Origin of the sequence: Pseudomonas sp. KnCO4 (genome assembly GCF_045344305.1) — a bacterium.
Classification (GTDB): Bacteria; Pseudomonadota; Gammaproteobacteria; order Pseudomonadales; family Pseudomonadaceae; genus Aquipseudomonas; species Aquipseudomonas anuradhapurensis.
Map to the genome: position 1 here is coordinate 4,791,370 of NZ_CP174199.1, position 14,720 is coordinate 4,806,089.

Annotated in this window: 13 protein-coding genes and 2 tRNA genes; 1 reads left to right on the forward strand and 14 read right to left on the reverse strand. The window is 61.3% G+C overall.

The features are described 5' to 3' along the window. Positions 1–8: 8 nt before the first annotated feature. From nusA to rlmE, 10 genes are all read right to left on the reverse strand, one after another. Positions 9–1,490, reverse strand: coding sequence for a transcription termination factor NusA (gene nusA, locus ACJA3S_RS22185; RefSeq protein WP_170032746.1), 1,482 nt, complete (start codon positions 1,488–1,490; stop codon positions 9–11). A 59-nt stretch (positions 1,491–1,549) separates the two neighbouring features. Next, complete coding sequence (gene rimP, locus ACJA3S_RS22190; protein ID WP_003249960.1) at positions 1,550–2,008, reverse strand: ribosome maturation factor RimP; 459 nt, start codon at positions 2,006–2,008, stop codon at positions 1,550–1,552. A gap of 130 nt (positions 2,009–2,138) precedes the next feature. Then, positions 2,139–2,215, reverse strand: a tRNA-Met gene (locus ACJA3S_RS22195). Positions 2,216–2,315: 100 nt separating this feature from the next. Continuing rightward, a tRNA-Leu gene (locus ACJA3S_RS22200) sits at positions 2,316–2,401 on the reverse strand. 21 nt (positions 2,402–2,422) lie between these two features. Beyond that, the gene (secG, locus tag ACJA3S_RS22205; protein WP_170032748.1) at positions 2,423–2,821 is read right to left on the reverse strand and encodes a preprotein translocase subunit SecG; all 399 of its coding nucleotides are present in this window, start codon (positions 2,819–2,821) and stop codon (positions 2,423–2,425) included. A gap of 4 nt (positions 2,822–2,825) precedes the next feature. Continuing rightward, a complete protein-coding gene (tpiA, locus tag ACJA3S_RS22210; protein WP_406820008.1) occupies positions 2,826–3,581 on the reverse strand; it encodes a triose-phosphate isomerase in 756 nt (251 codons plus the stop codon). A 65-nt stretch (positions 3,582–3,646) separates the two neighbouring features. Further along, the gene (gene glmM / locus ACJA3S_RS22215) at positions 3,647–4,987 is read right to left on the reverse strand and encodes a phosphoglucosamine mutase (protein WP_406820009.1); all 1,341 of its coding nucleotides are present in this window, start codon (positions 4,985–4,987) and stop codon (positions 3,647–3,649) included. A 16-nt stretch (positions 4,988–5,003) separates the two neighbouring features. Further along, entirely contained in the window at positions 5,004–5,855 is an 852-nt protein-coding gene (gene folP / locus ACJA3S_RS22220; protein WP_406820010.1) for a dihydropteroate synthase, read from the reverse strand. 8 nt (positions 5,856–5,863) lie between these two features. After that, positions 5,864–7,768 (reverse strand): ATP-dependent zinc metalloprotease FtsH, encoded by a 1,905-nt coding sequence (ftsH, locus tag ACJA3S_RS22225; RefSeq protein WP_170032756.1) that lies wholly within the window; start codon positions 7,766–7,768, stop codon positions 5,864–5,866. 203 nt (positions 7,769–7,971) lie between these two features. Beyond that, on the reverse strand, positions 7,972–8,598 hold the full coding sequence (rlmE, locus tag ACJA3S_RS22230) for a 23S rRNA (uridine(2552)-2'-O)-methyltransferase RlmE (RefSeq protein WP_015271862.1): 627 nt from the start codon (positions 8,596–8,598) through the stop codon (positions 7,972–7,974). 102 nt (positions 8,599–8,700) lie between these two features. Between rlmE and yhbY the strand changes: the two genes are divergently transcribed. After that, positions 8,701–9,009: a ribosome assembly RNA-binding protein YhbY gene (gene yhbY / locus ACJA3S_RS22235; protein WP_003249945.1), complete on the forward strand. Its 309-nt coding sequence runs from the start codon at positions 8,701–8,703 to the stop codon at positions 9,007–9,009. Between the two features lie 165 nt (positions 9,010–9,174). On the opposite strand, the gene ACJA3S_RS22240 is transcribed toward yhbY, so the two are convergent. From ACJA3S_RS22240 to carA, 4 genes are all read right to left on the reverse strand, one after another. Beyond that, entirely contained in the window at positions 9,175–9,615 is a 441-nt protein-coding gene (locus ACJA3S_RS22240; RefSeq protein ID WP_170032758.1) for an MFS transporter, read from the reverse strand. After that, positions 9,593–10,075: a transcription elongation factor GreA gene (greA, locus tag ACJA3S_RS22245; protein ID WP_046613135.1), complete on the reverse strand. Its 483-nt coding sequence runs from the start codon at positions 10,073–10,075 to the stop codon at positions 9,593–9,595. Before greA ends, ACJA3S_RS22240 begins: the two co-directional genes overlap by 23 nt. Further along, positions 10,072–13,293 carry a carbamoyl-phosphate synthase large subunit gene (gene carB, locus ACJA3S_RS22250; RefSeq protein WP_015271865.1) on the reverse strand — a complete coding sequence of 1,074 codons (3,222 nt, stop codon included), beginning with the start codon at positions 13,291–13,293 and terminating at the stop codon, positions 10,072–10,074. Before carB ends, greA begins: the two co-directional genes overlap by 4 nt. Before the next feature lie 105 nt (positions 13,294–13,398). Continuing rightward, positions 13,399–14,535 carry a glutamine-hydrolyzing carbamoyl-phosphate synthase small subunit gene (carA, locus tag ACJA3S_RS22255; RefSeq protein ID WP_406820011.1) on the reverse strand — a complete coding sequence of 379 codons (1,137 nt, stop codon included), beginning with the start codon at positions 14,533–14,535 and terminating at the stop codon, positions 13,399–13,401. Positions 14,536–14,720: the final 185 nt, after the last annotated feature.

A 14,720-nucleotide genomic window follows, 5' to 3' on the forward strand; every position in this document is an offset into this window, starting at 1 on the left:
GCGCCTAATTACTCGAACCAGTGGGCTCGGGCGGCCATGATCAACTTGCCGGCACGCTCTTCGTCGATGCCGTCGATGTCGAGCAGATCGTCAATCGACTGCTCGGCCAGGTCTTCGCGGTTAACCACGCCGCGCACCGCCAGTTCCGCCGCCAGGTCCTTGTCCATGCCCTCGAGGGAGAGCAGGTCTTCGGCTGGGTGGGCATCTGCCAGTTTTTCTTCGGTAGCGATGGCCTTGGTCAACAAACGGTCCTTGGCTCGAGCGCGGAGCTCGTTGACGATCTCTTCGTCAAAGCCATCGATGTTGAGCATTTCTTCCAACGGTACGTAGGCAATTTCTTCGAGGCTGGTGAAGCCTTCGTCGACCAGCACTTGGGCCAGCTCCTCGTCGACTTCCAGTTCATCGATGAAATTGCGCAGGATGTCACCGGTTTCGGCCTGCTGCTTGGCCTGGATGTCCTTCTCGGTCATCACGTTCAGGGTCCAGCCGGTCAGCTGACTGGCCAGGCGAACGTTCTGACCGCCACGGCCAATGGCCTGGGCCAGGTTGTCCTCGGCGACGGCGATGTCCATGGCATGGGCATCTTCATCAACGATGATCGCCGCGACTTCAGCCGGCGACATGGCGTTGATGACGAACTGCGCCGGGTTATCGTCCCACAGGACGATATCCACACGCTCACCACCCAGCTCCCCGGATACGGCCTGGACGCGCGAACCACGCATGCCGATGCAGGCACCTTGCGGGTCGATGCGCTTGTCCTTGGAGCGGACGGCGATCTTGGCTCGCGAACCCGGATCACGGGAGGCAGCCATGACTTCGATCAGGCCCTCGGCAATTTCCGGCACTTCAATGCGGAAAAGCTCGATCAGCATCTGCGGCGCGGTGCGCGACAGGATCAGCTGTGGGCCACGGTTTTCGGTGCGAATTTCCTTCAGCAGCGCACGCAGGCGCACGCCAACACGGAAGGTCTCGCGCGGAATGATGTCTTCGCGGGCCAGCAGGGCCTCGGCGTTGTTGCCCAGGTCAACGATGACGTTGTCGCGGGTAACCTTCTTGACGGTGCCGGAAATGATCTCGCCAACGCGTTCGCGGTAGGCATCCACCACCTGGGCACGCTCGGCCTCACGGACCTTCTGCACGATGACCTGCTTGGCGGTCTGGGCGGCGATACGGCCGAACTCGATCGACTCGATCTTCTCTTCGATCACGTCACCGACCTTGGCTTCGGGGTGGGTGTCCTTGATCTTGTCCAGCCAGGTCTCGATCGCCGGATCATCAAGATCGGCCTCGTCGACCACGGTCCAGCGACGGAAGGTCTCGTAGCTACCGGTGTGGCGGTTGATTTCCACACGCAGGTCGACTTCGTCTTCAAAACGTTTTTTGGTTGCAGTGGCCAGGGCCACTTCCAGCGCTTCGAAAATGACGCCGGGCGGTACACCTTTTTCGTTGGATACCGATTCAACAACCAGCAGTACTTCTTTGCTCATCGTACGCCTCGCCTTGCGCAAGCCATTGGGCCCGGATAGTCCGCCGGGCCCGGCACGTCTCAGTCAAAACTGGGAATAATATTGGCCTTGTCGATCGAGTCGATCGGCAACAGGAATTCCTGATTGTCCACCTGGACCACCACGTCCTGCTCCTCCACACCGCGGAGAAGGCCCTGGAAGTTACGACGACCCTCGAAGGGTGAGCGCAGCTTGATCTTCACTTGTTCGCCGGCATGCGAGGCAAACTGTTCCAGAGTGAACAGTGGGCGATCCATGCCTGGAGAAGACACCTCGAGGGTGTACTCACTGCTGATCGGATCTTCTACATCGAGGATTGCGCTGGCCTGACGGCTGACCGCTTCGCAGTCGTCCACCAGGATGCCGCCTTCCTTGTCGATGTAGATGCGCAGTACCGAATGCTTACCTTGGGAAACGTATTCGATCCCCCAGCATTGATAGCCCAGACCCTCGACAACCGGGGCCAACAAGGCCTGCAACTGTTCTAGCTTGCTCGACACCTGAACCCCCTCGTGCATGCTGTGCAAATAAAAAATGGGCAAAGCGCCCATCCCTGAAAGCGCCGTTGGACAACGACGCCGAAAACTGTTCGGTTAGCAAAAAGCCCCTGAAAAGGGGCTCCGCTGAAGCTGGTTGCGGGGGCTGGATTTGAACCAACGACCTTCGGGTTATGAGCCCGACGAGCTACCAAGCTGCTCCACCCCGCGACAAAGCTGGGGCAAAAGTATAAGACCGAACCCTCTCAAGGGTCAAATCCGAACCTTCACCTGCAAGAAAGCCCGCTAAAGCGGGCTCTCAAGCTTTAATTGGTACCGAGAAGGGGACTCGAACCCCTACACCCTATGGGCACAACCACCTCAAGGTTGCGTGTCTACCAATTCCACCACCTCGGCAATACTACTACTTGAAACCCGTTACTTCTGCTCTTGTGCCGGAGGAGGTACATCACCAGTGTTCGTGGTGGTTTCGCTCTTCTGCTGCTGGAGCACCGGTACATCATCATTAACTGCCGGTTTCTGCGGCTCTTTCACTTCTAGCACTGCTGGATCTGGAAGACCTGCTTGGCTAAGCTGGTGAGCTTGTTGCTTCGCGAAGTATCCTAACCCAAGTGCTGTCAAAAAGAAAGTGGCAGCGAGTACAGCAGTTAATTTACTCAGGAAGGTTGCAGAACCTTGGCTCCCGAACACGGTATTTGAAGCACCCGCGCCGAAAGATGCACCTGCTTCCGCACCCTTACCCTGTTGCAACAGAACCAGCACTACAAGCGACAGCGCTGCCAACAGATGAAAAACAACGATGACTGTTTCCAGCATTTGTTCAGTTTCCTGCGGCGCGACAAATTGCACCGAATTCGTCTGCGTTCAGGGAAGCCCCACCAATGAGCCCCCCATCGATATCCGGCATGCCGAACAGTTCGGCCGCATTGGCCGCCTTCACGCTGCCGCCGTAGAGCAGCTGCACCTTCGCAGCCACTTCAGCATCTTCTGCCGCCAGCTGGCTGCGGATGGCTGCGTGCACATCCTGAGCCTGCTGCGGCGTGGCCGTAAGGCCGGTGCCGATGGCCCATACAGGCTCATAGGCAATTACTGCATTGGCAAAAGCTTTAACACCGAATGTTTCGATGATACTGCTTAGTTGACGCCCGACAACTTCGAGCGTTTTGCCAGCCTCGCGCTCTTCCAGGGTTTCCCCGATGCAAAGCACTGGCTTCAAACCTTTGGCCTGGGCAGCTGCAAACTTGCGATTGAGCACTTCGTCGCTTTCACCAACAATCTGGCGACGCTCCGAATGACCAATCAAGACCAACTTGCAACCTGCTTCAACCAGCTGTTCCGGAGCAACTTCCCCGGTCAGCGCGCCCTGTTCGGGCTGTATTGCAGAATTCTGTGCGCCGACGATGATTCCCTTATCTGCCAGACCATCGATCACTTGATTGATGAACAGGGCCGGTGGGAACACCGCGACTTCCACTCCGCTCGGCAAGGCCAGATTTCTCAAGCCTTCGGTCAGCTCAGCGACGCTAGCGCGGGTACCGTGCATCTTCCAGTTACCAGCTACCATGGGGCGACGCATGCTTTACCTCGTCGGTCAAAGTGGGCGCAGATAGTACCCAACCCTATCTGCGCTGGCAAGCGCCTTCAGACACAAACTTCGCCGACCAGTTTGGCCAGCGCTTCGGCATGGGCACGCACCTGGCTTTCGTCCTCGCCTTCGACCATGACCCGCACCAGAGGCTCGGTACCGGATTTGCGCAGCAGCACGCGACCACGGCCAGCCAACGCCTCGGTTACCTTGGCACTGGCTTCCTTGACCGAGGGGTGCTGCAGCGGGTCGACCTTGCTGGCGCCGTAGCGCACATTGATCAACACCTGCGGGCATTTGCGCAGGGCCTGACGGGCCTGGGCCAGGGTTTCACCACGGCGCTTCAGCGCCATCAGCACTTGCAGCGCGGCAACGATCGCGTCACCGGTGGTGGTGTTGTTGCAGCACACCACGTGACCGGAACTCTCACCACCAAGCAGCCACTCGCGCTCCAGCAGCTCGGCCATGACGTAACGGTCACCGACTTTGGCACGCACGAACGGGATGCCCAGCTCCTTCAGCGCAAGCTCCAGGCCCAGGTTGCTCATCAGCGTACCCACGACCCCGCCCTGCAGCTTGCCGCGCTCGTGCAGGTCGCGAGCGATGATGAACAACAGTTCGTCACCGTCGACGATAGCGCCTGTATGGTCGACCATCAGCACCCGGTCGCCGTCACCGTCGAAAGCGATGCCCAGGTCGGCATGCCCTACCAGCACGGCGGCCTGCAGCGATTCGATGTGTGTCGAGCCGCAGTTTTCGTTGATGTTGAGGCCGTCCGGCTGGGCATGCAGCACGGTCACCTCGGCGCCCAGCTCGCGGAATACGCTTGGCGCAACCTTGTAGGTGGCGCCATGGGCGCAGTCGACCACCAGCTTGAGGCCATCGAAGCTGGTGCTGGTGGGCACGCTGCTCTTGCAGAACTCGATGTAGCGGCCGGCAGCATCGTTGATGCGCGAAACCTTGCCCAGCTTGCTCGACTCGACAACGGTCATGGGCTGGTCGAGCAGCTCCTCGATCATCAGCTCGACTTCGTCCGGCAGCTTGGTCCCCTGGCCCGAGAAGAACTTGATGCCGTTGTCATCGTGCGGGTTGTGCGAGGCGCTGATGACAATACCGGCTTCGGCGTGGAAGGTACGCGTCAGGTAGGCGATGGCCGGGGTCGGCATCGGCCCGAGCAGCATCACGTCGGCACCTGCCGCAGACAGGCCGGCCTCGAGTGCGGACTCGAACATGTAGCCGGAGATACGCGTGTCCTTGCCCACCAGTACCCGGCAGTGGCCCTGCTTGCGGAAAGCCATGCCGGCTGCCCAGCCGAGCTTCAGCATGAAGTCTGGCGTGATCGGGTATTCGCCGACACGGCCACGGATGCCGTCGGTACCAAAGTATTTTCTGCTCATAGGGACTCCAATGTTCTTATTCGGCGTTCTGCACCGCAGCGATCATGCGCACCACATCAACGGTTTCGGCCACGTCGTGGACACGCAGGATGCTCGCCCCCTTGGTCATGGCCAATGCCGCCAGCGCCAGGCTGCCGTACAACCGCTCGCCGACCGGACGTTCCAGCGTCAGGCCGATCATGCTCTTGCGTGAAACACCCACCAGCAGCGGGCGCCCAAGGCGATAGAGCGCTTCCATGTGCTTGAACAGGCTCAGGTTGTGCGCCAGTGTCTTGGCGAAACCGAAGCCCGGGTCAAGGATGATTCTGTCAGCTTCGATACCCGCCGCAGCACAGGCGGCCATCCGCTGTTCAAGATAACGCGCAACGTCGGCGGTCACATCCTGGTACTGGGGATTGTCCTGCATGTTACCCGGCTCGCCACGCATGTGCATGAGGCACACCGGCAGGCCAGTATCGGCAGCAGCATCCAAGGCACCATCGCGCTCCAGGGCACGTACGTCGTTGATCAGCCCGGCACCGAGGCGCGCCGCTTCTCGCATGACCGCTGGCGTGGAGGTATCGACCGAGATGACCACGTCGAGGCGGCTGTTAATGGCCTCGACCATGGGCGCCACCCGTTCCAGCTCTTCGGTCACCGACACCGCGCGCGCGCCTGGCCGCGTGGACTCTCCGCCGATGTCGATCAGCGTGGCGCCAGCGGCAACCATCGCTTCGGCATGGCGCAACGCTTCGTCGCGCTGGTTGAAGCGGCCACCGTCGGAGAAGGAATCGGGGGTGACGTTGAGAATACCCATGACATGGGTACGCGACAAATCAAGAACCCGGTTGCCGCAAGGCAACCGGGTCGGGTACTGCACTGAGCTCATAGACGCCCTTAGTGTTGAGCCGCCGGACCGCCGATCGGCGATTCCGGGCGATCGCCCTGGGTGGCAGGCTTGCCCGAAGCGGAGTCATCATCCCAATCGCGCGGCTCGCGAGGGGTACGGCCGGCCATGATATCGTCAATCTGCTCGGCGTCGATGGTCTCGTACTTCATCAGCGCTTCGGCCATGGCGTCGAGCTTGTCGCGGTTGTCGGTGAGCAACTGCTTGGCCGTGGCATAGCACTGGTCGATGATGCTGCGAACTTCCGAGTCGATCAGCTTGGCGGTTTCGCCGGAAACGCTGGCATGCTGGCTGGCAGCACTGCGGCCCAGGAACACCTCGCCTTCTTCCTCGGCGTACATCAGCGGGCCGAGCTTTTCGGACAGGCCCCACTTGGTCACCATGTTTCGGGCGATCTGGCTGGCCCGCATGATGTCGTTGGACGCGCCAGTGGTAACCCCGTCGAAGCCCAAGGTCATTTCCTCGGCGATACGGCCGCCGTACAACGAGCAGATCTGGCTGATCAGTGCGCGCTTGGACAGGCTGTAGCGGTCTTCTTCCGGCAGGAACATGGTCACGCCCAAGGCACGGCCACGCGGAATGATCGACACCTTGTAGACCGGATCGTGTTCAGGCACCAGGCGGCCAACGATGGCATGGCCAGCTTCGTGGTAGGCGGTGTTCTGCTTCTCTTTCTCGGACATGACCATGGTCTTGCGCTCGGCGCCCATCATGATCTTGTCCTTGGCCAGCTCGAACTCTTTCATTTCGACCAGGCGCTTGTTGGCACGCGCGGCAAACAGCGAGGCCTCGTTGACCAGGTTGGCCAGGTCGGCGCCGGAGAAGCCAGGGGTACCACGGGCAATGACCGCCGGGTTGACGTTCTCGCCGACCGGCACCTTGCGCATGTGCACCTTGAGGATCTGCTCGCGGCCGCGGATGTCCGGCAGGCCAACCACCACCTGGCGGTCGAAACGGCCCGGGCGCAGCAGCGCCGGGTCGAGCACGTCCGGACGGTTGGTGGCGGCAATGACGATGATGCCATCATTCATTTCGAAGCCGTCCATCTCCACCAGCAGCTGGTTGAGGGTTTGCTCACGCTCGTCGTGACCACCGCCCATGCCGGCGCCACGGTGGCGACCAACGGCGTCGATCTCGTCGATGAAGATGATGCAGGGGGCGTGCTTCTTGGCCTGCTCGAACATGTCGCGCACACGGCTGGCACCGACACCCACGAACATTTCCACGAAGTCGGAACCGGAAATGGTGAAGAACGGCACCTTCGCCTCGCCGGCGATGGCCTTGGCCAGCAGGGTCTTGCCGGTACCGGGCGGGCCGACCATCAGCACACCGCGGGGGATACGGCCACCCAGGCGCTGGAACTTGCCTGGGTCGCGCAGGAACTCGACCAGCTCGCCAACCTCTTCCTTGGCTTCGTCACAGCCTGCAACGTCTGCCAAGGTGGTCTTGACCTGGTCTTCGGACAGCAGGCGCGCCTTGCTCTTGCCGAAGCTCATCGGCCCGCCCTTGCCGCCCGCACCGCCCTGCATCTGGCGCATGAAGAACATGAACACGGCGATGATCACCAGGATCGGGAAGCTGGCCACCAGCAGCTGGGTCCAGATGCTCTGCTGCTCGGGCTGCTTGCCTTCGATGATGACGTGGTTGTCCACCAGGTCACCGATCAGGCCGTTGTCGGTAATGGCCGGACGCACAGTCTTGAAGTTGTCGCCGTCGGCGCGCTTGCCGGTAATGATGTAGCCGTCGACGGTCACGCGCTCGACCTTGCCATCCTTGACCTGCTGGATGAAGTCGGAATAGTTGAGGGTCTGCGGCTCGTTAGGGCTGGAGAAGTTGTTCATCACCGTCACCAGGACAGCTGCGATGATCAACCACAGGATCAGATTCTTTGCCATGTCGTTCAATTCGCTACCCTCTGAGGTCGGCGCACGACGCAGCCGTTCCTCGCATGATATTCATCGCCCTAACTTACTACATTACCTACGCAGACGCAGGCACCGTCTGTAACCCTTTGTGAAAGCTAGACTACACGAAGTTCGGACGATCCTGACGCGGCGGCCGATTGGAAATAACTATCGGCCACCCCGCTTGAAACCTTTCATGCCCCTTTGAAACCCCGGCCCAGCAGGTACTGCTCACGGGAACGGTCCCGCGACGACGACGGCTTGCGCATCTGCACCTTGTCGAACTTGCTGCGCACGTCCTTGAGGTATACGTCAAAGCCTTCGCCCTGAAAGATCTTGATCAGGAAATCGCCGCCAGGCTTCAGCACGCGGGTTGCCAGATCGAGCGCCAGCTCGCAGAGGAACATCGCACGCGGCATGTCCACCGCGGGCGTACCACTCATATTGGGGGCCATGTCGGAAATCACAAGGTCTACGTGCGAATCGCCGACCGCCTCGAGGATGCGCTGCAGCACTTCGTCCTGGGTGAAATCGCCCTGGATGAAGGTCACGTCGGGGATCGAGTCCATCTCCAGGATGTCGGAAGCGATCAGTCGCCCCTGGCCACCAATCAGACGACTGGTCACCTGCGACCAGCCGCCGGGGGCGGCGCCGAGGTCGATCACGCTCATGCCTGGGCGGATCAGCCGGTCCTTTTCCTGGATCTCCAGCAGTTTGTAGCTCGCACGTGAGCGGTAGCCGTCCTTTTGCGCCTGTTTCACAAAAGGATCGTTGAAGTGTTCTCGCAGCCAGTTGGCGCTGCTTTTGGAACGTTGTACCACGGGGCACCTCGATGATATGCGTCGTGATTGACTGGGCGGAGCCGGTGGCCCTCGGGTAAAATGCCGGTCAATTTTACAGAATCAGACGGAAAGGGTCAGATTATGCCGCTCAATAACGAGCAGAAGAAGCAATACAAGTCCATTGGTCACGACCTGAAGCCGGTCCTGATCGTTGCTGGCAACGGTTTGAATGAAGGCGTCATTGCCGAACTGGAGCGCGCCCTGGTCGACCACGAGCTGATCAAGGTCGAGATTCGTTCGGAAGACCGCGAAGAACGCGCCGAGACCATTGCCGAGCTGTGCAAGGCCGGCCGCGCCGAGCTGGTGCAGACCATCGGCAAGAAAGCCCTGATCTACCGCAAGAACCCACAGCCGAACAAGCAGCTGTCCAACATTCACCGTTACAAGTAACGGCTTGGCGCCCGGATCGGCGGGCTACCTGTAGGAGCGGCCTTGTGTCGCGATGGGCTGCGAAGCAGCCCCCTGCAGTATCTGCGGCGAAGCTGATATCCAGGGGGCTGCTTCGCAGCCCATCGCGACACAAGGCCGCTCCTACAACGCCCGTGACAGCCTGGGCTAGCGGCGCACTTTGACCGGAACCGGCTGGGCCACCAGCACAATCCCTGAAAAGCCCAGCACCAGGAAGCAGAACATCTGCCAGCGCTCGCCCACGGAAATGCCGTAGCGCAAGGTGTAATACCCCACGCAGGCGCCAAGGCCGAGCAACAGCATCTGGCCCCGGAACTGCCGCCACCAGGCCGCCAGGCCGTCCACTCTGGCCAGCACGGCCAACTGGATCAGCAAGCCAAGCATCGCCACACCGATCAACCAGCGGTCGATCTGCCCGGCGATGTCCTGCACCAGCAGCGGCGCCAGGCCACTGACCTTGAGCGCAGGCACCAACCCAACGTGGAACACCCACAGGCCACCGACCCAGAAAACCTGGGCCAGTTGCCAGAGGATCCCCTCGAGGGATGGCGCCCGCAGGCGCCGGTCAGATGTGCTTGACTTCGACAATCTCGTACTCGACCGTACCGTTCGGCGTCTTCACGACAACGGTATCCCCTTCTTCCTTGCCGATGATGGCACGGGCGATCGGGGCGCTGTTCGACAGCTTGCCTTTCTTCACGTCGGCTTCATCTTCGCCAACGATCTGGTAGGTCACTTCGTCATCGGTTTCGGTGTTGGCCAGCACCACGGTAGTGCCGAAAATCACCTTGCCGGTGTGCGCAATGGTGGTCACGTCGATCACCACCGAGTTCTGCAGGCGACCTTCGATATCGCGGATACGCGCCTCGACCATGCCCTGCTCTTCACGAGCGGCGTGGTATTCGGCGTTTTCCTTGAGGTCACCCAGCTCGCGCGCTTCGCCAATGGCCTGGCTCAGGCGCGGGCGCTCGGTCTTGCTCAGGAACAGCAGCTCCTCTTCCAGGGCGCGAGCGCCCTGGACGGTCATCGGGTACTTGGTAATGCTCATGCTTTCAATCCTGCGTGCAGATCCTGCAGGCGACGAACGGTCTTTTCCGGACCGAATTTCAGCGCCTCGCAGATGGCTTCACCGGCCGCAATGGTGGTGGTGCAGTAAATCTTGTGCTGCAGCGCATTGCGACGAATCGAGTAGGAATCGGCGATCGACTGGCGGCCTTCGGTGGTGTTGATGATCAGCGACACCTCGTCGTTCTTGATCATGTCGACCACGTGCGGGCGACCTTCGGTCACCTTGTTCACACGGCGCACTTTCAGGCCAGCCGCCTCGATAACCTTGGCGGTGCCGGCAGTAGCGACCACTTCGAAGCCAAGGGCGATCAGGTCGCGGGCAACGCCAGCCACTTGCGGCTTGTCGTCGTCGCGCACGCTGATGAACGCGGTACCGCCGGTCGGCAGCACTTCGCTGGCACCCATCTGGGCCTTGGCGAAGGCTTCACCGAAGCTGTCACCGACACCCATGACTTCACCGGTCGATTTCATCTCAGGGCCGAGGATCGGGTCAACCCCTGGGAACTTGGCGAACGGGAAGACGGCTTCCTTGACGCTGTAGAAGTTGGGGATGATTTCCTGGGTGAAGCCCAGCTCTTTCAGGGTTTTGCCGGCCATGACGCGGGCCGCGATCATCGCCAGGGAGGTGCCGATGCACTTGGACACGAACGGCACGGTACGCGAGGCGCGCGGGTTGACTTCGATCACGTAGATCTTGTCGCCCTGCAGGGCCAGCTGCACGTTCATCAGGCCGACCACGCCCAGCTCCAGGGCCATTTTCTTGACCTGTACGCGGACCTCGTCCTGCACTTCCTTGCTCAGCGAGTAAGGTGGCAGCGAGCATGCCGAGTCGCCGGAGTGCACGCCGGCCTGCTCGATGTGCTGCATGATGGCGCCGATCACCACGTCGGTACCGTCGCACACCGCATCCACGTCCATCTCGATGGCGCAGTTGAGGAAGTGGTCGAGCAGTACCGGGCTGTCGTTCGACACCTGTACAGCTTCACGCAGGTAGCGCTTGAGCTCGTCCAGTTCGTAGACGATTTCCATGGCGCGGCCACCCAGCACGTAGGACGGGCGCACCACCAGCGGGTAGCCGATGCCGCCAGCAGCGCTGATGGCTTCTTCTTCGCTGCGCACGGTAGCGTTTGGCGGCTGCAGCAGGTTCAGGCGCTGCACCATCTGCTGGAAACGCTCACGGTCTTCGGCACGGTCGATGGCATCCGGGCTGGTGCCGATAATCGGTACGCCGGCTTCTTCCAGGGCGCGGGCCAGTTTCAGCGGGGTCTGGCCGCCGTAGTGGACGATCACGCCTTTCGGCTTCTCGACGCGGCACACTTCCAGCACGTCCTCGAGGGTCAGCGGCTCGAAGTACAGGCGGTCGGAGGTGTCGTAGTCGGTGGAGACGGTTTCCGGGTTGCAGTTGACCATGATGGTCTCGTAACCGTCTTCACGCAGCGCCAGCGCGGCGTGTACGCAGCAGTAGTCGAACTCGATACCCTGGCCGATACGGTTGGGGCCGCCACCCAGGATCATGATCTTGTCGCGGGTCGACGGGTTGGCCTCGCACTCTTCCTCATAGGTGGAGTACAGGTAGGCGGTGTCGGTGGCGAACTCGGCAGCGCAGGTGTCGACGCGCTTGTACACCGGGAACACTTCCAGCTTGTGGCGGTGACGGCGCAGGTTCTTGTCGGTGATACCCAACAGCTTGGCCAGGCGCTGGTCAGAGAAGCCCTTGCGCTTGAGGCGCAGCATGTAGTCCTTGTCGATCGACGACAGGGCCAGGGTCTTGACCTTCTCTTCTTCCTTGATCAGGTCTTCCATCTGCACCAGGAACCACATGTCGATGCCGGTCAGGTCGAAGATCTGCTCGCAGGTCATGCCGGCGCGCATGGCATCAGCCACATACCAGATACGCTCGGCGCCCGGTACGGTCAGCTCGCGCTTGAGGATGCTGGAGGCTTCCGGGTTGGCCAGGTCGACTTTCGGGTCGAGGCCGCAGGCGCCGACTTCCAGGCCGCGCAGGGCTTTCTGCAGGGATTCCTGGAAGGTACGGCCGATGGCCATCACTTCACCCACGGATTTCATCTGGGTGGTCAGGCGGGCGTCGGCTTTCGGGAACTTCTCGAAGGCGAAGCGTGGCAGCTTGGTGACGACGTAGTCGATCGACGGCTCGAAGGATGCCGGAGTGCGGCCGCCAGTGATGTCGTTCTGCAGTTCGTCGAGGGTGTAGCCGACCGCCAGCTTGGCAGCGATCTTGGCGATCGGGAAACCGGTAGCCTTGGAGGCCAGTGCCGAGGAACGCGAAACCCGCGGGTTCATCTCGATCACGACCATGCGGCCGGTGTTCGGGCAGATACCGAACTGCACGTTGGAACCGCCGGTTTCCACACCGATCTCACGCAGCACCGCCAGCGAGGCGTTGCGCATGATCTGGTATTCCTTGTCGGTCAGGGTCTGTGCCGGGGCAACGGTGATCGAGTCGCCGGTGTGCACGCCCATCGGGTCGAAGTTCTCGATCGAGCAGACGATGATGCAGTTGTCCTTCTTGTCGCGGACCACCTCCATCTCGTATTCCTTCCAGCCGATCAGCGATTCGTCGATCAGCAGTTCCTTGGTCGGCGACAGGTCCAGACCACGGGCGCAGATTTCTTCGAACTCTTCACGGTTGTAGGCGATGCCGCCACCGGTGCCACCCATGGTGAACGACGGACGGATGATGCACGGGAAGCCCAGGCGCTCGAGCACCGCGTTGGCTTCTTCCATGCTGTGGGCGATACCGGAGCGTGGGCACTCCAGGCCGATGTCCTTCATCGCCTTGTCGAAGCGCGAGCGGTCTTCGGCCTTGTCGATGGTATCGGCGTTGGCACCGATCATTTCCACGCCGAACTTTTCCAGAACGCCGTGGCGCTCCAGGTCCAGGGCGCAGTTCAGCGCAGTCTGGCCACCCATGGTCGGCAGCAGCGCGTCAGGGCGCTCTTTCTCGATGATCTTGGCCACCGACTGCCACTTGATCGGCTCGATGTAGGTGGCGTCGGCCATGGCCGGGTCGGTCATGATGGTGGCCGGGTTGGAGTTCACCAGGATGACGCGGAAACCTTCCTCGCGCAGGGCTTTACAGGCCTGGGCGCCGGAGTAGTCGAACTCGCAGGCCTGGCCGATCACGATCGGGCCGGCGCCGAGAATCAGGATGCTTTTGATGTCTGTACGTTTTGGCATGGTTGTCACTCAAATCCGGGGTCAGTCGGCAAGCCGCCTTGAACAATCTGGGTCAGGCGCTTCCGGGCGCGGCGCGAGCCGGCCCGGGGCCTTGAAGCAGGATGCTCAGCGGCGCTTGGCCATGGCATCGATGAAACGATCGAACAGAGGCGCGACATCGGTCGGGCCAGGGCTCGCTTCAGGGTGACCCTGGAAGCTGAACGCGCTCTTGTCGGTGCGCTCGATACCCTGCAGGGTGCCGTCGAACAGCGACTTGTGGATGGCGCGGACGTTGCCCGGCAGGGTGGCCTCGTCAACGGCAAAGCCGTGGTTCTGGCTGGTGATCATGACCACGCCGGTATCCAGGTCCTGCACCGGGTGGTTGGCGCCGTGGTGGCCGTGGCCCATCTTCACGGTCTTGGCGCCGGAGGCCAGGGCCAGCAGCTGGTGGCCGAGGCAGATGCCGAACACCGGGATCTCGGTCTCGAGGATGTCCTTGATCGCCTGGATGGCGTAGTCGCACGGCTCGGGGTCGCCAGGGCCGTTGGACAGGAACACGCCGTCCGGGTTGAGTGCCAGCACTTCGCTGGCCGGGGTCTGGGCCGGCACCACGGTCACGCGGCAGCCACGAGCGACCAGCATGCGCAGGATGTTCAGCTTGACGCCGTAGTCGAAGGCGACCACGTGGTATGGCAGGTCGGCAGCGTCGATGGTCGGGTGGCTGTCGGTCTTCAGCTCCCACACGCTGGAGCGCCACTCGTAGCGTTCCTTGGTGGAAACGACCTTGGCCAGGTCCATGCCCTTCAGGCCGGGGAAGGCACGGGCAGCGGCGATGGCGGCTTCTTCGCTGATGTTGTCACCGGCGAGGATGCAACCGTTCTGAGCGCCCTTTTCACGCAGGATTCGGGTCAGGCGACGGGTGTCGATGCCGGCGATGGCAACGACGTTGTTGGCCTTGAGGTACTCCGGCAGCGACTGGGTGTTACGCCAGTTGCTGGCCAGCAGCGGCAGGTCACGGATGACCAGGCCAGCGGACCAGACGCGGTTGGACTCGGCGTCTTCCGGGGTAGTGCCGGTGTTGCCGATGTGCGGGTAGGTCAGGGTAACGATTTGCTGCGCATAGGAAGGGTCTGTAAGGATTTCCTGGTAGCCGGTCATAGCGGTGTTGAAGACCACCTCACCAACGGTCTGACCGTCGGCACCGATGGCTTCACCGCGGAAAATACTGCCGTCGGCAAGGGCGAGTATGGCTGGCTTTGTCAAGAAGACCTCCCGTTAATCAAGCATGAAAGGGCGATCGCAGGTTGCAAAAAAGCGGAGTGACGTATGGACACGTCACCCCGCTTTCATGTGCTGAATTCAATTCGCTGCGCGCTTTTAGTGGACACACTAAAGCTGTAGCTTACAGAAAAGTGCGTTTTCGGTCTACCGCAGATGTGTCTCTAAAA

Coding starts and splice junctions, on each gene's coding strand:
- secG (WP_170032748.1), bottom strand. CDS start 2,821: ATGCTGGAAACAGTCATCGTTGTTTTTCATCTGTTGGCAGCGCTGTCG.
- carB (WP_015271865.1), bottom strand. CDS start 13,293: ATGCCAAAACGTACAGACATCAAAAGCATCCTGATTCTCGGCGCCGGC.
- folP (WP_406820010.1), bottom strand. CDS start 5,855: ATGAGCTCAGTGCAGTACCCGACCCGGTTGCCTTGCGGCAACCGGGTT.
- tpiA (WP_406820008.1), bottom strand. CDS start 3,581: ATGCGTCGCCCCATGGTAGCTGGTAACTGGAAGATGCACGGTACCCGC.
- yhbY (WP_003249945.1), top strand. CDS start 8,701: ATGCCGCTCAATAACGAGCAGAAGAAGCAATACAAGTCCATTGGTCAC.
- nusA (WP_170032746.1), bottom strand. CDS start 1,490: ATGAGCAAAGAAGTACTGCTGGTTGTTGAATCGGTATCCAACGAAAAA.
- ftsH (WP_170032756.1), bottom strand. CDS start 7,768: ATGGCAAAGAATCTGATCCTGTGGTTGATCATCGCAGCTGTCCTGGTG.
- greA (WP_046613135.1), bottom strand. CDS start 10,075: ATGAGCATTACCAAGTACCCGATGACCGTCCAGGGCGCTCGCGCCCTG.
- glmM (WP_406820009.1), bottom strand. CDS start 4,987: ATGAGCAGAAAATACTTTGGTACCGACGGCATCCGTGGCCGTGTCGGC.